The 19,096-nt window shown below is 70.1% G+C and carries 16 protein-coding genes; 6 read left to right on the forward strand and 10 right to left on the reverse strand.

The annotated features are described in order from the left end of the window. Positions 1-48: 48 nt before the first annotated feature. The 3 genes from purH to QM568_RS01065 all read right to left on the reverse strand — a co-directional run bounded on the left by purH (position 49) and on the right by QM568_RS01065 (position 3,684). Positions 49-1,656 (reverse strand): bifunctional phosphoribosylaminoimidazolecarboxamide formyltransferase/IMP cyclohydrolase, encoded by a 1,608-nt coding sequence (purH, locus tag QM568_RS01055; protein WP_415134925.1) that lies wholly within the window; start codon positions 1,654-1,656, stop codon positions 49-51. 23 nt (positions 1,657-1,679) lie between these two features. Then, positions 1,680-2,267 carry a phosphoribosylglycinamide formyltransferase gene (purN, locus tag QM568_RS01060; RefSeq protein ID WP_415134927.1) on the reverse strand — a complete coding sequence of 196 codons (588 nt, stop codon included), beginning with the start codon at positions 2,265-2,267 and terminating at the stop codon, positions 1,680-1,682. A gap of 151 nt (positions 2,268-2,418) precedes the next feature. Continuing rightward, positions 2,419-3,684 (reverse strand): DUF6350 family protein, encoded by a 1,266-nt coding sequence (locus tag QM568_RS01065; RefSeq protein ID WP_415134929.1) that lies wholly within the window; start codon positions 3,682-3,684, stop codon positions 2,419-2,421. A 90-nt stretch (positions 3,685-3,774) separates the two neighbouring features. Between QM568_RS01065 and QM568_RS01070 the strand changes: the two genes are divergently transcribed. The 4 genes from QM568_RS01070 to QM568_RS01085 all read left to right on the forward strand — a co-directional run bounded on the left by QM568_RS01070 (position 3,775) and on the right by QM568_RS01085 (position 8,763). Next, entirely contained in the window at positions 3,775-5,178 is a 1,404-nt protein-coding gene (locus QM568_RS01070) for an NCS2 family permease (protein WP_415134931.1), read from the forward strand. A gap of 193 nt (positions 5,179-5,371) precedes the next feature. After that, positions 5,372-6,319, forward strand: coding sequence for a glycerophosphodiester phosphodiesterase (locus tag QM568_RS01075; RefSeq protein ID WP_415134933.1), 948 nt, complete (start codon positions 5,372-5,374; stop codon positions 6,317-6,319). Positions 6,320-6,365: 46 nt separating this feature from the next. Next, positions 6,366-7,760: an MATE family efflux transporter gene (locus tag QM568_RS01080; protein WP_415134935.1), complete on the forward strand. Its 1,395-nt coding sequence runs from the start codon at positions 6,366-6,368 to the stop codon at positions 7,758-7,760. A gap of 7 nt (positions 7,761-7,767) precedes the next feature. Then, positions 7,768-8,763, forward strand: a complete 996-nt coding sequence (locus QM568_RS01085; RefSeq protein ID WP_415134937.1) for a hypothetical protein — start codon at positions 7,768-7,770, stop codon at positions 8,761-8,763. Positions 8,764-8,799: 36 nt separating this feature from the next. On the opposite strand, the gene QM568_RS01090 is transcribed toward QM568_RS01085, so the two are convergent. The 3 genes from QM568_RS01090 to sucC form a co-directional block, all read right to left on the reverse strand. Next, a complete protein-coding gene (locus QM568_RS01090) occupies positions 8,800-9,195 on the reverse strand; it encodes a DUF2510 domain-containing protein (RefSeq protein ID WP_415134939.1) in 396 nt (131 codons plus the stop codon). Between the two features lie 138 nt (positions 9,196-9,333). After that, on the reverse strand, positions 9,334-10,236 hold the full coding sequence (gene sucD, locus QM568_RS01095; RefSeq protein WP_415134941.1) for a succinate--CoA ligase subunit alpha: 903 nt from the start codon (positions 10,234-10,236) through the stop codon (positions 9,334-9,336). Positions 10,237-10,254: 18 nt separating this feature from the next. Next, entirely contained in the window at positions 10,255-11,421 is a 1,167-nt protein-coding gene (sucC, locus tag QM568_RS01100; protein WP_415134943.1) for an ADP-forming succinate--CoA ligase subunit beta, read from the reverse strand. 174 nt (positions 11,422-11,595) lie between these two features. On the opposite strand from sucC, the gene QM568_RS01105 reads away from it, so the two are divergent. Further along, the gene (locus QM568_RS01105) at positions 11,596-12,258 is read left to right on the forward strand and encodes a TetR/AcrR family transcriptional regulator (protein ID WP_415134945.1); all 663 of its coding nucleotides are present in this window, start codon (positions 11,596-11,598) and stop codon (positions 12,256-12,258) included. Positions 12,259-12,293: 35 nt separating this feature from the next. Here the strand turns inward: QM568_RS01105 and QM568_RS01110 are convergent, their stop codons facing one another. Beyond that, positions 12,294-12,791 carry a hypothetical protein gene (locus QM568_RS01110; protein ID WP_415134947.1) on the reverse strand — a complete coding sequence of 166 codons (498 nt, stop codon included), beginning with the start codon at positions 12,789-12,791 and terminating at the stop codon, positions 12,294-12,296. Between the two features lie 45 nt (positions 12,792-12,836). On the opposite strand from QM568_RS01110, the gene QM568_RS01115 reads away from it, so the two are divergent. Next, entirely contained in the window at positions 12,837-14,291 is a 1,455-nt protein-coding gene (locus QM568_RS01115; protein WP_415134949.1) for a phytoene desaturase family protein, read from the forward strand. Between the two features lie 26 nt (positions 14,292-14,317). Here QM568_RS01115 and QM568_RS01120 read toward each other — a convergent pair whose 3' ends face one another. From QM568_RS01120 to QM568_RS01130, 3 genes are all read right to left on the reverse strand, one after another. After that, positions 14,318-15,289, reverse strand: a complete 972-nt coding sequence (locus QM568_RS01120; protein ID WP_415134951.1) for a DNA polymerase domain-containing protein — start codon at positions 15,287-15,289, stop codon at positions 14,318-14,320. Between the two features lie 14 nt (positions 15,290-15,303). After that, positions 15,304-16,440, reverse strand: a complete 1,137-nt coding sequence (locus tag QM568_RS01125) for an SseB family protein (RefSeq protein WP_415134953.1) — start codon at positions 16,438-16,440, stop codon at positions 15,304-15,306. 75 nt (positions 16,441-16,515) lie between these two features. Further along, entirely contained in the window at positions 16,516-18,999 is a 2,484-nt protein-coding gene (locus QM568_RS01130) for an ATP-dependent helicase (protein WP_415134955.1), read from the reverse strand. Positions 19,000-19,096 lie beyond the last annotated feature (97 nt).

Consider the following 19,096-nt stretch of genomic DNA (forward strand, 5'->3'; position numbering starts at 1 on the left):
GGCTGGCGGAAATCGGACATCGCTGTGCCGGCGGCGCCGGCGACGTGGTCAGTGGAAGAAGTGACGTTCGCCGGTGAAGAACATCGTCACACCGGCCTTGCGTGCGGCATCCACCACTTCCCCGTCGCGCACCGACCCGCCGGGCTGCACGATCGCCGTGATGCCGGCGTCGATGAGCACCTGGGCTCCGTCGGCGAAGGGGAAGAACGCGTCGGATGCCGCGACCGACCCTGCCGCGCGGTCGCCGGCGCGCTCGACGGCGAGACGGCACGAGTCCACGCGGTTGACCTGGCCCATGCCGACGCCGACCGTCGCGTTGCCCTTGGCGAGCACGATCGCGTTCGACTTCACCGCGCGGCACGCCTTCCACGCGAAGATGAGGTTCTCCATCTCGGTGTCGTCCGGGCGCTCGCCCGAGACGAGCTCCCAGTCCTTCGCCACGGATCCGATGTCGTCGGGGAAGCGGTCGGCATCCTGCAGCAGCAGTCCGCCGGAGACGAGCCGCACGTCCATGCGCTCCTGCCGCCAGTCCTCGGGCAGCTGCAGCAGACGAAGGTTCTTCTTGGCCTTGAAGACCTCGAGCGCTGCGGGCTCGAACGAGGGGGCGACGATGACCTCGGTGAAGATGTCCTTGAGGTTCTCGGCCATCTTCAGCGTGACAGTGCCGTTGGCGGCGATCACGCCGCCGTATGCCGACACCGGGTCGCACTCGTGCGCGCGCAGGTGCGCGCTGGCGATCGGGTCGAGCGCGTTGGGCGCGGTGGTCGCGATGCCGCAGGGGTTGGCGTGCTTGATGATCGCGACGCTCGGCAGCACCATGTCGTAGGCGGCGCGCAGGGCGGCGTCGGCGTCGACGTAGTTGTTGTACGACATCTCCTTGCCCTGCAGCTGCGTCGCCTGGGCGATGCCGTGCCCGCCCGCGCGCGTGTAGATCGCGGCGCGCTGGTGCGAGTTCTCGCCGTAGCGCAGCGTCGCCAGGCGCTCGGCCTGGATCGTGAGATGCACCGGCAGATCGTCGGCGTCGTTCAGCGCGCCCTCGGCGAACCACTGGGCGACCGCCGTGTCGTAGGCCGCGGTGTGCGCGAACGCGCGGGCGGCCAGGTCGCGACGCTGCGAGAGCGTGGTGCCGCCGTCGCGCACCGCGGCGATGATCGACGGGTACGACTCGGGCGAGACGACGATGGCGACGTTCGCGTGATTCTTCGCCGCCGCGCGAACCATCGCAGGCCCCCCGATGTCGATCTGCTCGACCACGTCGTCGCCCTCGGCACCGGAGGCGACCGTCTCGATGAACGGGTACAGGTTCACCACCACGAGCTCGAAGGGGTCGATGCCGAGGTGATCGAGCTGGCCCTCGTGATCTTCGAGACGGAGATCGGCGAGGAGCCCGCCGTGGATATTCGGATGCAGCGTCTTCACCCGGCCGTCGAGCATCTCGGCGACACCCGTCACGGCCGCAACGTCCGTGACCTCGTGCCCCGCCTCGCGGATCGTCGCAGCCGTCGATCCGGTCGACACGATCTCGACGCCCGCCGCGGCGAGCGCGGCGGCCAGCTCGATGAGGCCGTTCTTGTCGCTCACCGAGACGAGCGCGCGGCGCACCGGGACGACGTCGCGGTCGCGGTAGAGGGAGGGGTCGTGGCGGGGGCCGGCCATAGAGGGCTCCTTCGTGATGGGGGTCAGGATGCGGCGGACAGCACGAGCTCGCCGGTCGCGATGCGGCGCACCACGTCGATGAGCAGTCGGCGTTCGACGGGCTTGATGCGCTCGTGAAGGCTGTGCTCGGTGTCGCCGTCGACGATCGGCACGCGCTCCTGGGCGAGGATCGGCCCCGTGTCGACGCCGTCGTCGACCACGATCACACTGGCACCGGTCTGAGCGGCGCCGGCGGCGAGCGCGTCGCGCACGCCGTGCGCGCCGGGGAACTCCGGCAGATAAGCGGGGTGGGTGTTGATGAGCCACGGCGAGTACTCGGCGACGAGGGCCGGCGGCAGCAGGCGCATGAGGCCGCTGAGCACCACGAGATCGGGCTGCCACACGGCCAGCTGACGGCTCACCTCTTCTCCCCAGGCTTCGCGGCTCTCGTGCAGACGCCACGGCACCGTGAAGCTGGGGATGCCGAACGCCTCGGCGTGGGCGAGGCCGTCGGCTTCGCGGTCGGCGCCGACCACCACGACCCGCGCGGGGAAATCGGGGTGGCGGGCGGCTTCGAGGAGGGCGCGAAGATTCGAGCCGGCGCCCGAGATGAGAACGGCGACCGTGAGCACGTTCCCAGTCTACCCGGGGCGGGCGACGCCGCCGGGCCGGTCCGGGCCCGCGTGACGGTACGGATGCACGACCGGGGAACGGATGCACGACGGAAAGGGGCGGATGCTCGTGCACCTGTTCCCGAGTCGTGCAGGTGTGCCGGCGGGAAGATCAGAGGTCAGGGTCGGATGCCGTCATCTCGGCGATCCAGCGGTCGGTGCGCTCTTCGGCGAGCTCGTCGCGGTTGCGCGGCGACAGCAGCAGGATCGCCGCACCCAGCAGCACCTCCCCGCCGAGGACCAGCGCGAACGGCAGCACCGCAGGGCCGGCCTCCGCCAGGCGGCCGGGTCCCATCGATCCCCCGGCGAGCAGCGCCGCGATCGCCGCGACCGCTGCGGTGAGCACGCCGATCCCCGTGGCGATGACGGCGCGCGGGGCGGCCCCGAGCGGTGTGCTCTCCCAGACGAGCCGCGAGCGCACGACCCAGCCGGCGAAGGCTCCGGCGGCGACGGGAAGCAGCACGACGACGAGCATCCACATCGAGCTGTTCTCGGGCACGAGGCCCAGCACGGGCAGTCCGGGCAGCACGCCGAGGTGGGTGGCGGCCGGCGAGACGGACGTGCCGGCGCCGATCGCGAACCCGGGGCCGGCGAGCCATGACGCCGTCCACACGAGCACGGTCGGCAGATAGGCGAGCTGGGCGAGGGTGAGCATCACGCCGCCGAGCACGTCGATGCGGGTCGCCTCGAAGAGCGCGACGACCTCGCCGCCGCGCAAGAAGACCATCAGCGTCACGGCGATCGCCGACATCCCCATCACCGAGACGACGGCGACGGCCGCACCCCGCACGGCGGATGCCAGGACCGGCCCCCAGTCTCCCCAGGAGTCGACGAGGTCGTGCAGGCGATCGACGACGCCGCCGTCGCCGTCCTCCCAGGCCACCCGGAGAGCGCCGCCGAGCGCACCGACGAGGTAGACCGCGGTCGGCAGCACGATCGCCATCGCGAGCGAGGTGCGCGCCTCGGCGAAGCGCGCGGTGAGGGCGACGCCGGTCGCGAGGGCGGAGAAGGCCGCCGTGCCCCCGCCGACGCCGACCAGCCAGGCCCCGGCGCGGGCGGCGCGGGCGCCGGATCGGGCCGCGAACAGCAGCGTGAACAGCAGGAACGCGAGCGGCGTCACGCTGAGGGTGAACGCCGCGGCATCCGGTGCGACCCCGGCGGCGGTCACCAGCTCCACGGGCAGCGTCACATCGACCGGGGCTCCGTGGCCGAACTGCCACAGCGTGCCGGTCAGCGGCCAGAGCGCGCCCCACTCGGCGGCGGCGCCGAAGGCGAGAGTCCACAGCAGGGTGAGAGGCGCGAGAAGGGCGGCGAGTCCGACGGCGGCGGCGATGGCCGCATCGAACGCCGCGAGGAGCGCGACGAGGAGGCGTTGCATGACGACTCGAGACTACGACGGGAACGGTGCCGGACGCTGTGGGCGCGCAGGGTGCGCGCGACACGATATCGTCTCCAGCGGAGGTTCCCGATGACAACTGCCCCGTCCACCGCCCCGGCGAACGCGATCGACCGCTTCTTCGAGATCTCGAAGCGCGGCTCCACGATCGGCACCGAGATCCGTGGAGGCCTGGTGACCTTCGTCACGATGGCCTACATCGTGATCCTCAACCCGATCATCCTCTCCACCCCCGACGTCGCCGGCGACACCCTGCCCACCGGGGCCGTCGCCGCAGCCACAGCCCTGACCGCCGGTGTCATGACGATCCTCTTCGGACTGACGACGCGTCTGCCGTTCGCGTTCGCCGCCGGGCTCGGCATCAACGCCTTCCTCGCCTTCACGGTCGTCGGAACGGTCACCTGGCCCGAGGCCATGGCGCTCGTGATGATCAACGGCGTCCTCATCGTCCTGCTCGCAGCGACGGGTCTGCGCAAGCTCATCTTCGATGCGGTGCCTGTGCAGCTGAAGCTCGCGATCACCGTCGGCATCGGCCTGTTCATCGCCTTCATCGGCTTCGTGAACGCAGGCTTCGTCACGGCGACCAATGCCTCCTCTCCCCCGGTCGATCTCGGCACCGGCGGCTCGGTCGCCTCGCTCACGACCGTGATGTTCATCATCACGTTGCTGATCGGCGGCGTGCTCATCTCTCTGCGGGTCAAGGGCGCGATCCTCATCGCCCTGGTCGGCGGCACGGTCCTGGCCGCGCTCGCGAACCTGATCTGGCCGACCGAGGGCCTCGGCTTCGCGTTCTCCGGCAGCATCGTCAGCATCCCCGATCTCAGCCTCATCGGCCGCGTCGACTTCGGTTTCAACTTCGCGAAGGTCGGCGCGGTGACGCTGGCGATGTTCGTCTTCACCCTGCTGTTCTCGAACTTCTTCGACGCCATGGGCACGATGACCGGCCTCGCCAAAGAGGCCGACCTCGCCGATGAGAAGGGCGACTTCCCCCGTATCAAGTCTGCGCTCGTGGTCGAGGGCGTCGGTGCGCTCGTCGGCGGCGGCACGTCCTCATCCTCGGCCACCGTCTTCGTCGAGTCCGGCGCCGGTATCGGCGAGGGCGCTCGAACGGGGTTTGCGACCACGATCACGGGCGCGCTGTTCCTGCTCGCGATGTTCTTCACCCCGCTCACCGCCCTGGTGCCCAGCGCCGTGGCCGCAGCGGCGCTGGTGCTCGTGGGCGCGATGATGCTCGCTCAGGTCAAGAACATCGACCTGAGCGACTTCCGCGTGCTGCTGCCAGTGTTCCTCACCGTCACGGTCATGCCGATGACCTACTCGATCGCGAACGGCATCGGTGCGGGCTTCGTCAGCTGGATCGTCGTGAATGCACTGTCGGGCAGGGCGAAGACGATCCATCCGCTGCTGTGGACGGTCGGCGTCGGCTTCGTGCTGTTCTTCGCCCGCGGTCCGATCGAGGCACTGTTCGCCGCCTGAGGCCCCCCACTCTCCGCCTGAGCATCCTCGCCTGAGCGTCCTCGCCTGAGCGTCCCTGCCGTGGTCGAAAACGCACCCGCCGAGCCCGGCTCCGGTGTGTTTTCGACCACCGCAGCGGATGCTGGGCGCGACGGGACGCAAATATAACGAAAAGGTCTCGACGCGCGGCTCCGCCTCTGCCAAGATCGACCCCATGAGCGTTCGACGGCGACGCCTGTGGGGAACAGGGGTGATCGGCGTCGCGCTCTGCGTGACCTCCGCGACCGTGCTCACCCCGCCCGCGCAGGCGACGGTGCCGGCAGCCGCCAGCCACGCCAGCGCCGCTAGCACGAAGTCATCCCCACCGTCGCTGCTCGCCCTGTTCTCGCTGCGCCCCAGGGTGGCCCTGCGAGAGCCGGGGCAGCCGGGTGCCGTCGTTGCACACCGGGGCGCGAGCACGATGGCACCGGAGAACACGCTGCCCGCCATCGCCGCAGCGGCCGATGCGCACGCGGACTACGTCGAGATCGACATCCGGATGTCCAGCGACGGTGTTCCCGTCGTGATCCACGACAGCACGGTGGATCGCACCACCGACGGCACCGGATCCGTGTCCGCGCTGACGCTCGCCGAATTGCAGCGGTTGGATGCCGGGTCCTGGTTCTCGCAGGAGTACGCCGGCATCCGGATCCCTACGCTCGAGCAGGTTCTCGCTCTCACCGCCGAGACCCGTCTGTCGATCGTGATCGAGTACAAGGGACGCTGGACCCCCGCCGCGATCCGCACGACTGTCGACCAGATCGCCGCAGCCGATCTCACAGGGCACGTGATCACGCAGAGCTTCAACGAGAAGACGGTCGAGAACATCTCCGCGGTCGCGCCCAACCTGTTCGTCGGCTGGTTGACCGACCGCATCGACGCCTCGATCGTGCGAACCGCCCAGCGGATCGGTGCCGATGCCGTGAACCCGCAGAGCACGACGCCCCAAGGCCTCGCAGACGCCCACGACGCGAAGCTGCGCGTGTTCGTGTGGACCAAGGATGCCGATTGCGACTGGGAGGAGCTGACCGCGCTCGGCGTCGACGGCATCATCACCAACACCCCGAGCGCATTGACCGAGTGGATCGAGCTGCGCTCGCCGGCCGTGCGGTCAGTGATGTAGCGCCCGCGGCACTGGTACTCTTCTTAGGGTTACCTAAGGAGCACCGATGCCCGAACGATCCTCTGCTTCTCCCTCTGCCTTCGCACGCAAAGGACTGCTGCGTCTGAGCTGGCCGCTGCTGGTCATCACGGTGCTCACGCTCCTGGCCACGCTCGGCAACGTCGTCCTGCTCAGCGCCGCATCGCCGGAGCTCAACGCCGCCGTGGCCAGCGCCAATCAACTGCTCGGCGTGCTCTACGACATCTCGGTCCTGTTCAGCCTCGGCGCGCTCGTGATCATCACCCAGCAACTCGGAGCCGGAGACCTCGTCGGTGCACGGCGTTCGTCGTCGATCTCGCTGCGCGCCAGCAGCATCCTCGGTCTCGCGATGGCCGTCGCGATCGGCGCGCTCGCCCCGCATCTGCTGCGCCTCATCAACACGCCGGCCGAGATCATCGACGATGCGACCGCGTACCTGTGGATCGTCGCCTTCGGCCTGGCGTTCAACGCGTACATCGTCGCGGCATCCGCAGTGCTGCGCGCGTACGGCCGCACGGTCGCCCTGCTCGTGCTGGGCACGGTCGTCAACCTCCTCGACGTCTCCCTCCTCGCGGTGTTCCTCCTGGTGCTCGACCTCGGGGCCGTCGGCGCCGCGCTTCCCACGCTCATCGTCCGCGGCATCGGCGTGATCATCCTCGCCTTCATGGTGCGCCGACGCACCGGTGCGACCCTCTTCGGTCCCCTTCCCGCCGCCGGCACCGGACGCGCGGCGTGGACGATGGCGCGGCTGTCGATCCCGACGGTGCTCGAGAGCGCCGCCTACAACGTCGTGATCGTCGCCGTCGTGGCGAGCATGAACCTGCTCGGCACGGATGCCATCAACGCGCGCTCCTACGCCCTCACCCTGACCGCCCTCGTGACCGGGGTGATCCTCGCCTTCGCCCAGGGCAACGAGACGATCGTCGGCTGGGATGTCGGAGGGCGCACGTCCGCCCACGCGCGGCGGCAGACGCTGCGCACCGCAGCGGGCACGGCGATCGCGGCGGCGGTGCTCGCCGCGCTGCTCTGGCTGGGCGCGGAGCCGGCTCTCGCGATCTTCGGGGTCAACGACGCCGTGCTCGCCCAGGCCCGCGACGCGCTGCTCATCAGCATCCTGCTCCTGCCCCTGTCGGCGGTGACAAGCGTCGTCTACGGCGCGCTGCGCTCGGCCGGCGACGTCGTCATGCCGATGCTGTACTCGATCGGCGCGAGCGCGATCGTGCTGCTGCCGCTGTCTCTGGTGCTCGTACCGGCGTGGGGCGTCGCCGGCGTCTTCTGGGCGCTCGTCGCCGGTGAGGCCGTGCGCGCGGCGCTGCTGCTGGCTCGCTGGATCCGCGGGTCCTGGCAGCGGATCGCACCGCTGACAGGGTCCGGGCAGGCCGCGCCGTCCTCGCCGGACGCCGCCCCGGCGACGACCGCGTGAGCCACGGATGAGCACTCGCCGTGAAGCGCGCGTCACCGCGGCACGCGCCATCCGCTCGCACGCCGAAGACGTCGTACGTGCCGCACTGGTCGCCCTGCCACCGCGAGAGCGCACCCGCCGAGGGCTCGCCTTCCACGCGTACCAGCGACAGGTGCGCACGATCATGCGCGCCGACCCGGTGGCGTTCGAGGTCGTCGAGACGCGGATGCTGGCCGAGGGCCACCGCACATCGGTGATCGAGGTCACGTTGCGCGGCGAGGTGGGCGTGGATGCCGGAGACATGCTGCACGTGCTGTGGCGCAACGACCTCGACCGCATCGCAGCCGCTGACGCGGTGACGGCCGCACGGTTCTGGACGACCCCGATCCCGCACCGTCCGTCCCGGTGGGCGCGTGTCGGCGCCAGCGGACTTCTCGAGAGCGTCGTCGATCTGAGCGCATCGACGGATTCGGATCCCGCACGTGCCGAACGCATCACACCGCGGTTCTTCACCGTCGCCGGCGTCGAGGCGAGCGACGTGAGGCTGCAGGTGACGCACACCGCAGGCATGCCGCCGCGGGCCGCGTCGTTCCTCGCTCGCGTCCGACCGGGCGACGTGGTCGAGGCGCGAGTGCTGCCGCATCCGCACCGCGTCGCGCACGACGGGCCAGGACTCGCCGTCGTCACCGGATCAGGAGCCGCCGGCGTGTTCGCGGCGCTGCGCGCCGGAGCATCCGGCATCCGTCTGGTCTGGGGACTCGGCGACAAACAGCTCGCGCCCTGGGTGCAGGAAGAGCTGCGCGAGCATCTCCGCGCGGGGCGCCTGAGCTCGCTGCGCCTCGCCCTGAGGCCGGAGCGCGTCACCGATCTGCTCGTCGACGAGCCGATCGAGCAGATGGCGTGGATCTACGTCAGCGGCCACGAGAGCATGGGCGCGGCGGTCGACGCGGCCCTGCGCGCGCGGCTGGGCGAGTCCGTGCTGCGCGAGATGTCCGACGGGCTCCGCTGCATCGTCTCGACCTGAACAGGTGCACCTCATCCTGGCGCGTTCCCGCCGAGGTCAGCGCACCGGAACCAGTCCGAAGGGCGGTGCGGCGTCGGGGGCGAGCAGGCGGCGTCGCGTCGCCAGCCGCGACTCGAGGATGACCGCACCCACCACGAACGGGACCGGAGCGAGCAGCCACAGGATGCCGCTCCCGCCGGTCACGTAGGCGACCACGCCGAGCACGAGCCAGGAGGCGGCGACACCCCAGATCCACACCGCGATCACGCGCTCCCGCCGCAGCAGCGCGGCAGCGGTCACGGGGGTTCCGGGGTTCGTCGCGCTCGCTCCTGCGACCAGCTGGTCGGTCCACGCCGACCCATCCCACCACCGCAGCAGCGGGGGCGTGCTCGAGATGGCGTACCAGCCTGCGACCGGCACCGGGAACGGCGTCATGACGTCATCACCAGGCAAAGCGCGAGTTCATCACCCGCACGCCGTCGTCCGCCCAGGACTGCTGACCCCTCCACCCGAATCACGGTAGCAGCCCCGTCCGGACGCAAGAAGACCCCGGGGTGGAGCCCGGGGTCTTCTCCGCGAGTCTAGCTCAGATCAGAGCGCCTCAACGATCGCGCGCATCAGGTCGGCCGTCTCCGACGGCGTCTTGCCGACCTTGACGCCGGCGGCCTCGAGGGCCTCCTTCTTCGCCTGCGCGGTGCCTGCGGAGCCGGAGACGATGGCGCCGGCGTGGCCCATGGTCTTGCCCTCGGGGGCCGTGAAGCCCGCGACGTAGCCGACGACCGGCTTGGTGACGTGCGCCTTGATGTAGTCGGCCGCACGCTCCTCGGCATCGCCGCCGATCTCGCCGATCATGACGATCGCCTTGGTCTCGGGGTCGGCCTCGAAAGCCTCGAGCGCGTCGATGTGCGTGGTGCCGATGACCGGGTCGCCGCCGATGCCGATGGCGGTCGAGAAGCCGAGGTCGCGCAGCTCGAACATCATCTGGTAGGTCAGGGTGCCCGACTTCGACACGAGGCCGATCGGTCCCTTGCCGGTGATGTTCGCCGGGGTGATGCCGACGAGAGCCTCACCGGGGGTGATGATGCCGGGGCAGTTCGGGCCGATGATGCGGGTCTTGTTGCCCTTGCTCTGCGCGTAGGCCCAGGCCTCGGCCGAGTCGCCCACCGGCACGCCCTCGGTGATCACGACGAGCAGCGGGATCTCGGCGTCGATGGCCTCGATCATCGCGGCCTTCGTGAAGGCGCCGGGGACGAAGGCGATCGACACGTCGGCGCCGGTCTCCTTGATGGCCTCGGCCACAGAGCCGAAGACGGGCAGTTCGACGGCGTTGCCGTCCTTGTCGGTGTGCGAGACCGTGGTGCCGGCCTTGCGGGCGTTCACGCCGCCGACGACCTGGGTGCCGGCCTTCAGCATGAGAGCCGTGTGCTTGGTGCCCTCGCCGCCGGTGATGCCCTGGACGATGACCTTGGAGTCCTTGTTGAGGTAGATCGACATTCTTCTAGTCCTTAAGTCTCAGGCGCCTGCGAGCTCGGCGGCCTTGTCGGCGCCCTCGTCCATGGTGGCGGCGAGTGTGACGAGCGGGTGCGCGTACTCCGCGAGGATCGCACGGCCCTCCTCGACCCGGTTGCCGTCGAGGCGGACAACGAGGGGCTTGGATGCCGTGGCGCCCAGCGCCTCGAGCGCGCCCTTGATGCCGTTGGCGACGGCGTCGCACGCGGTGATGCCGCCGAAGACGTTCACGAAGACGCTCTTGACCTGCGGGTCGCCGAGGATGACGTCGAGGCCGTTCGCCATGACCTCCGCCGAGGCGCCGCCGCCGATGTCGAGGAAGTTCGCGGGCTTCACGCCGCCGTGGTTCTCGCCGGCGTACGCGACGACGTCGAGCGTCGACATGACGAGACCAGCGCCGTTGCCGATGATGCCGACCTCGCCGTCGAGCTTGACGTAGTTGAGGCCGGACGCCTTGGCCTTCGCCTCGAGCGGGTCGGCGGCGTCCTTGTCCTCGAGCTCCTCGTGCTCGGGGTGGCGGATCTCGCTCGCGTTGTCGTCGAGCGTGACCTTGCCGTCGAGGGCGATGATGTCGCCCGACTCGGTGCGCACGAGCGGGTTGACCTCAACGAGGGTCGCATCCTCGCCCTTGTAGACGTCGTAGAGCTTCACGAAGACGTCGGAGACCTTCTCGACGAGGTCCTCGGGGAAGTTCGCGGCGCGGGCGATCTCGACCGCCTTCTCCTTGTCGATGCCGGTGAGGGGGTTCACCTCGACGCGGGCGAGCGCCTCGGGCTTCTCGACGGCGAGCTGCTCGATCTCCATGCCGCCCTCGACGCTGCACAGCGAGAGGTACGAGCGGTTGGCGCGGTCGAGCAGCACGGAGAAGTAGAACTCCTCGGCGATCGCCGCGCCCTGCGCGACCATGACGCGCTTGACGATGTGGCCCTTGATGTCAAGGCCGAGGATGGCCTTGGCCGCCTCGTACGCCTCGTCAGGGGTCTTCGCGACCTTGACGCCGCCCGCCTTGCCGCGACCACCGGTCTTGACCTGCGCCTTGACGACGACGACGCCGCCGATCTTCTCCGCGGCTGCCTTCACCTCCTCGGGGGTGTCGGCGACGATGCCGGCGAGGACCGGCACTCCGTACTTCTCGAAAACGTCTCGCGCCTGGTACTCGTACAGATCCACTGTGGTTCCTTCACTGGAATGCGTCCTGGGATTTCTCTCGATGTCGAGACATCGACCAGTCTCACAGCTTACTACCTCGGGATAGGCGCTCCCCGCGGATTCTGGCGCGTCGATGACTGCTCCGGATGCCGACACGAACGGCCATCCGCAGCGCAGACGATCTAGGCTTTCGTCATGCACGCATCCGCATCGCCGCGCTCCGCCGTCGTCGCCGCAGCGCTCGAACTGTTCCAGAGCCAGGGCTTCGAGCAGACCTCCGTCGAGCAGATCGCCAAGGCGGCCGGGGTGTCCCGCTCCACGTTCTTCCGGCAGTTCGGCGGCAAGGAGGACGTGGTGTTCGCCGACCACGAGGTGCTGCTCGAGCGATTGCGCGACTTCCTCGCCGAAGGGCACGACGACCCGTGGGAGGCCGTGTGCGCGGCATCCGAATCGGTGTACTCGTACTTCGCCGACGACCCCGACCTCGCCCGCCGCCGCTACCAGATCGTGCGCCGCGTACCGGCCCTGCGCGACCGCGAGATCGTCACGGTGTTCCGCTACGAGCGCCTGTTCGACGAGTACCTGCGCCGTTCGCTGCCCGGTATCGACCCGCTCGACGCCGTCGGCTTCGCCGCCCTCGTCACCGCCGTGCACAACCACGTGCTGCGCCAGCTGCTGCGCGGCAGGAAGAAGGTGCCGCTGTCCACGCTGCAGACCGCGCTGCTCGACGTGCGACGACGCTACGGGGTGCTGGAGGAGGAGACGGCGCAGTCGTCCGACGACGTCGTCGTGGCCGTGTTCCCACGGTCGATGCCGATCGCCGAGATCACCCGGCGCCTGCGCACCCGGCTCGACTGACGCGTCTCGACAGGCGACCCTCCGGTGCGCGCTGCTCAGCCGCAGCCGCAGCCGCCGGAGGGGGTCTTCACCATGAAGCACACGTCGCACACGCCGTAGTCGCGCTCGGCGGGCTTCGGAGCACGGGGCACGGTCGGCGTGCGCGACGCTGCGGGACGAGCGGATGCCGGTCGCTTCGAGCGCGCGCCGGGTGCCGCCGCCTGCGGCAGCTCGCTGGGGTGCACGACGTAGAAGTACGGGGCGCGCCCTTCGCTCGGCTGCAGGCGCAGCGGCACGGAGCCGATCATGACGACCTCGTCCTCGGCGAAGCCGTTCGTGTACGTGCGGCCGATGTGCAAGGCGGCGCCATCCCCGCGGCGGATCGCCTCGATGTAGCGCCCACGGTCGATGTAGGAGGAGATGCCGACGGCATCCGTGATGGCTGCGATGAACTCGTGGTTCTCGGGGGCGATGCGGTGCGCGCGCAGCGCCTCGGTCAGTGAGCGGTAGGGGCGGGAGGTGCCGGCCGGGGTCGGGCCCTGTACTTCGTTCATCCCCTCCATGATCTCACCTCGACCTGCGCGTGCGACACTGAGGGCATGGTGCGCGCAACAGTCGTCGGGTCGGGGCCGAACGGGCTGGCGGCCGCCGTGTCGCTGGCACGCGCGGGGTACGACGTGCAGGTGCTCGAGGCCGCGGACACCGTCGGCGGCGGCGTCCGCACGACCGAGGCGACGCTGCCCGGCTTCCTGCACGACGTCTGCTCGGCCGTGCATCCGGCCGCCCTCGCCTCGCCGTTCTTCCGAGCGTTCGGACTCGCCGAGCGTGTCGAGTGGATCCGGCCCGACATCTCCTACGCCCACCCGCTCGACGGGGGCCGGGCCGGCATCGCCTGGCGCGACATCGAGCACACGGCCCGCGCTCTCGGCACGGATCGGGATGCCTGGCTGTCGCTGCTGCGCCCGCTCAGCCGGCACATCGACGGCGTCGTCGACTTCACCGGCAGCCAGATGCTGCGGGTTCCCCGCGACCCGCTCACCGCGATCCGCTTCGCGACGCGGATGCTCCAGGAGGGCACGCCGCTGGCGAAGCGGACCTTCCGCACCGACGAGGCCGCCGGCATGATCGCGGGCGTCTTCGCCCATGCCAACACTCCGATGCCATCGCTCGCCGGCGCCGCCGCCGGCCTCCTGCTCGCATCCCTCGCCCACGCCGGCGGCTGGATGCACCCGCGCGGCGGCGCTGAGCGCATCGCCGACGCGCTCGTCGCCGACCTCGAGGCCCACCGCGGCACGGCCCTGACCGGAGTGCACGTCACGGACCTCGCCACCCTCGACTGGGGCGACCCGGCACGCGGCGATCTGCTGCTGCTGAACACCTCGCCGCGCCTCGCCCTCACCCACCCGGACGTCCCCGCGCGCTACGCCAGCGCGCTGCGCTCCTACGCCTACGGACCCGCAGCCGCCAAAGTCGACTTCGCCCTCGACGGACCGATCCCGTGGACGAACCCCGACGTCGCCCGCGCACCGACGGTCCACCTCGGCGGCACGCGGGACGAGATCTGGGCGAGCGAGAACGCGGTCGCGCACGGGCGGGTCAGCGAGCGTCCGTACGTGCTCGCCGTGCAGCCCTCGGTGTTCGACGACATCAGGGCTCCCGCGGGCAAGGCCGTCCTCTGGGCCTACATCCACGTGCCGCACGGCTCCCCGCTGGATGCGACCGAACTCATCACGCAGCAGGTCGAGCGCTTCGCACCCGGATTCCGCGACCTGATCCTCGCGACGCACTCGGTGCCGGCATCCGCCCGCGAAGCGATCAACCCGTCGGAGATCGGCGGCGACATCCTCGCCGGCGCGTTCACGATCCCGCACGCCCTGCGCCGCCCCGTTCTCGGCACGACACCGTGGCGCACGCCGATGAAGGGCGTGTACCTCGCCTCGGCGGCCACGCCCCCCGGCCCCGGCGTGAACGGGCTCGCCGGCTGGCACGCGGCGCGCACGGCGCTGGCCGACGCCGGCACGCCAGCGACGCTCGACGAGCTGTTCCGCTCCTGAGGTCGTCCGCCCCGGGCTTGCGGCCCTCAGGCGGGCTCGCCGTTCTCGTCCCAGTGCGCGGCCACCTTCTTGCTCGGCTGCACGCGCGGCGGTTCCCCCGGCTTCTTCGGGAACTCCGGAGGGAAGGGCAGCTCCCCGAGCCCGTCTGCCCTGTCGCGCTCCCACCAGGAGAGCAGCGTGTCGATGCGCCCTGGTGCGTCCTGCATGCCCGCCCACGGTTCGCCGACCTCGGCGAGCCGCTGCGGGATGCTGCGCACCGTGAACCGCGACGGATCGAGGCCGACGAGCTCGTCCCAGTGCACCGGCGTCGACACCGTCGCCCCCGGCAGCGCCCGCGGACTGTAGGCGCCGGCCATCGTGCGGTCGCGATTGGCCTGGTTGAAGTCGATGAAGATGCGTTCGCCGCGCTCTTCCTTCCACCAGTTCATCGTGACCTGCCCCGGCATCCGGCGCTCCAGCTCGCGGCCGGCGGCGATGACCGCGTGCCGCACGTCGAGGAACTCGTGCTCCGGCACGATCGGCGCGAACACGTGCAGACCGCGATTGCCGCTCGTCTTCACGAACGCGGTCAGCCCGGCCTCGCGCAGCACCTCGCGCAGCGCGAGAGCTGCGGCGACGGCATCCGCGAAGTCCGTGCCCGGCTGGGGGTCGAGGTCGACGCGCAGCTCGACCGGGTCGTCGGGGGCGGTCGCGAGCGAGGCCCAGGGGTGGAAGACGATCGTGTTCATCTGCACGGCCCAGACGATCGCGCTCGGCCGGTTGAGCACGAGCTGCGGATGCTGGCGCCCGCTGTTGTACGTCACGGTCACTGCGTCGACGAAATCGGGCGTGCCCTTGGGCGGGTTCTTGGAGAAGAATCCGCCGTCGCCATTGTCCGTCGGCGCTCGGATGCCGTCAGGTGGCGGGCACTTTGTCGGGCCGATTGCCGAATGTCGGGTGAATCCGACCCGACACGCCGGAGCACCGGCATCCGCACCCGACAAACCGACCACGACCACCGCTCGCGGGGCGGCTACTCCTCGATTTCCACCGCGTGCACGAGCACCGGCGCGAGCGCGTCGCGCTCGACGATGAGCGTGGGTCCGGCAGGATCCACGATCACTCCGGCCATCTCCGCATGCCCGGTGAGCACCTTCGCGAGCTGCGCCGGCTCGAACGGCAGCGGGCGGTCGCCGCGCCCAAGGGCGATCACCTCGAGCGGGTGCGAGAAGAGCTGCAGGAAGCGCCTGCCGTCGGGGGTCTGCGCCTCGGCGATCCCCACGGGGGCTCCGGTCGTGCCGTCGTTGACGGCGACCCACATCCGCTTCGCCGCGAGCGCCTGCCCGACCTTCACCGCGGTGTCCTGCGCACGCGGCGCCGCCAGCAGTGTCTTCACGGTCATCTCGGTGTCGCCCTGCTCGAGGGCACGTGCCATCAGCTCGGTCGGGAAGACCACGCGGTGCGGGGCCGACGCGTTGTCGATGATGAGCCCCGCGAAGTCGCCGGCGACGACCTGCTGCATCACCGCGGTCACGGGCTGGGCGACCGCCGAGGTCGCTGCGGGGTCGGCCTCGAGCTGGACGGAGTCTCGCACCGCGGCGGCCGAACTGAATGCGAGCATGAACTGCCGGTCGCCGTCGCGCACGACCGCGACCGAGAGCGGCTTCCCCTCGGCGATCTGCGTGCGGGCGTCGCCGTTGACACGGATGTACAGATGCCCCTGGAGCGCCTGGCGCAGCACGCCGAGCAGCTGCGCGTTGCTCGCGCCCTTCTCGATCTGCTTCAGCGCCTCGCGCAGCAGGACGTTGTCCTTCATCCCCGGCACCGTCTCGGTCTGCTCCGGCGGCAGCGCGGGCGCCAGGGGAAGCAGACGCTCCTCCGGCTCCGCGGCGCGGGCCGGCGGCGTCGGACGAGAGGCGGCGAGGTGCGGCGCCGACGTCGACGGCGCGTTCTCGGGCTCGCTCAGCGAGACCTCGGGCCCCGCCTGCGCACCGACGCCGCGGAACGCCTGCACCGAGATGGCGACCGTCGGTGCTGGCTCTTCGGCGACGGGCTCCTCGACGACAGCCGCAGCCGCGGCGTCGATCTCGGATTCGGCGTCGGATTCGGCGGCGTCGGATGCCGCGGCGGCGGCGTCATCGGACTTCTTGCGGCGGGAGAACAGGGCCATAGTGACTTCAGCCTAATCGCCGCTGGTGAGAACGCACCGTCCCCGCGCACCGGGCGCGCACTTGACCGCCGTGCGTCAGATCTTCTCGATCGGGGCGACCTTGATGAGCAGCTTCTTCTGTCCTGCCGCATCGAACCGCACGTGCGCGATGCGCTTGGCGCCCTCTCCGGTGACCGCGTCCACGCGGCCCTCGCCGAAGTCGGAGTGACGGATGCGGTCGCCCGCGGCGAGTTCGAGGTCGCCGTTGTCGCGCATCTTGGCGGTCACACGGTTCGGTATCTTGTCCATCGCCGTCGACAGGGGCTTCAGCTGATCGCGACCCGGCAGCGGTTTCACGCCGAAGCGGTCGCCGGACCCGCCGGTGCCCCCGAAGCCGCCCGGCCGGCGCGCGTTCAGCGCCCGCGACTGCATGCCGCCGCGGGAGTTCACATCGCCCGGCGACTGCCGCCAGTCGATAAGGCCGGCGGGGATCTCCTGCAGGAAGCGGCTGGGCATCGCGACCGACACCTCGCCGAACTGTGCTCTGGTCATGGCGAGTGACAGGTGCAGGCGCTTGCGCGCCCTGGTGATACCGACATAGAACAGGCGGCGTTCCTCCTGAGGGCCGCCAGGCTCCCCCGCCGAAATCCGGTGCGGTATGAGGTCCTCTTCGACGCCGGTGACGAACACGACGTCGAACTCCAGTCCCTTCGCCGTGTGCATGGTCATCATCGACACCGAGCCCGACTCGTCGTCGAGGTCGTCGGCGTCAGACACGAGCGCCACCTCGGTGAGGAAGTCGACGATCGTGCCATCGGTGTTGTTGCGCGCGAAGTCGCGGGCCACGGCGACGAACTCGTCGAGGTTCTCGACGCGCGCCTCGTCCTGCGGGTCGCGGCTGGCGCGCAGCGCGTCGAGATATCCGCTCTTCGCGAGCAGCACGCCGAGACCGTCGGCGACGGAGGTCGGCGGCGGCACCTCACCGGAAGCCGGCAGCATGATCTCGGTCGCCTCGGCGAGCACCGCGTCGAGCTGGCCGATCGCAGCCTGGATCTTGGGTCCGAAGCCCAGCTGGTCGGGCACCGACAGCGCCTGGCGGAAGGTGATGCCGTGCTCCTCGGCGAACCTCGCGATCGCCGTCTCCGTAACCTCGCCGATTCCGCGGCGCGGCTTGTTGAGGATGCGGCGCACCGCCATCTCGTCGGCGGGGTTCGCCACGGCGACGAGGTAGGCGAGGGCGTCCTTGATCTCCGCCCGCTCGTAGAACTTCGTGCCGCCCATGATCTTGTACGGCACGGCCGAACGGATGAAGATCTCCTCCAGCGCACGCGACTGCGAGTTGGTGCGGTAGAAGACGGCCATCTCCGAGTACGGGTACCCGGCACGGCGCAGCGACTCGACCTCGTCGGCGACGAACTGGGCCTCATCGTGCTGCGAGTAGCCGGTGAAGCCGATGATCTTGTCGCCGTCGCCCTTGTCGCTCCAGAGCTTCTTGTCCTTGCGGTCGAAGTTGTTGCCGATCACGGCGTTCGCGGCGGACAGGATGTTCTGCGTCGAGCGATAGTTCTGCTCGAGCAGCACGACCTTCGCGCCGGGGAAGTCGCGCTCGAACTCGCTGATGTTGCGGATGTCGGCGCCGCGGAAGGCGTAGATCGACTGGTCGGAGTCGCCGACGACCGTGAGCGAGGCGCCCTCCGCCATGCCTGTTCCTGAGCCCGCCGAGGGGTCGGGCTCGAAGATCATCATGCCGTTCGAGCCCTCGAACCCGGTCCCTGCGCCCGCCGAAGAGCCCGAGACCGGCCGAGTGAGCTCATGGATCAGGGCGTACTGCGCGTGGTTGGTGTCCTGGTACTCGTCGACGAGGATGTGCCGGAACCGCCGACGATACGTGTCGGCGACCTGCGGGAACGCGCGGAACAGGTACACCGTCTGCCCGATGAGGTCGTCGAAATCGAAGGCGTTCGCCTTCTGCAGCTGGCGCTGGTAGTCGGCGAAGAGCTCGACGAAGATGCGCTCGGCGGGGTCCGACATGTTCGCCTGACGGGCGTAGCCCTCAGCATCCGACAGCTCGTTCTTGAGCTTCGAGATGCGGGACTGGACGGATGCGGGGGTGAGCCCGTACGCGTCGGCCTCGTGCTCCTTGACGAGGCGCTTGATGAGCGCCCTCGAATCGCCGGAGTCGTATATCGTGAACGACTTCGTGAAGCCGAACTGCTCAGCCTCGCGGCGGAGAATCCGCACGCACGCGGAGTGGAAGGTCGAGATCCACATGCCACGGGCCGCCTCGCCGACGATGCTCTCGACCCGCTCGCGCATCTCACCTGCGGCCTTGTTCGTGAAGGTGATTGCAAGAATCTGACTCGGCCACGCCTCATGCGAACGCAGCAGCGAGGCAATGCGCCGCGTGAGCACGCTGGTTTTGCCCGAGCCGGCGCCCGCGACGATCAGCAACGCCGGGCCGCGATAGGTCACGGCATCGCGTTGCTGTGGGTTGAGACCCGCGAGGAGCGCGTCCTGCCCAGGGTCTCCCAAGGAGCGGGGGCCGACGGATCCGGGGACGATGAGAGGGGCTTCGGTCATGGCTTTACGAGTCTAGGCGCCGCCGCCGACATTGAGACTGGTCACGCCTCGTTCGGGTCTGACACGGCTGCCGACTGCCCCTGGTGTCGTTGCATTG

The organism is Microbacterium sp., assembly GCF_047607465.1.
Lineage (GTDB): Bacteria > Actinomycetota > Actinomycetes > Actinomycetales > Microbacteriaceae > Microbacterium.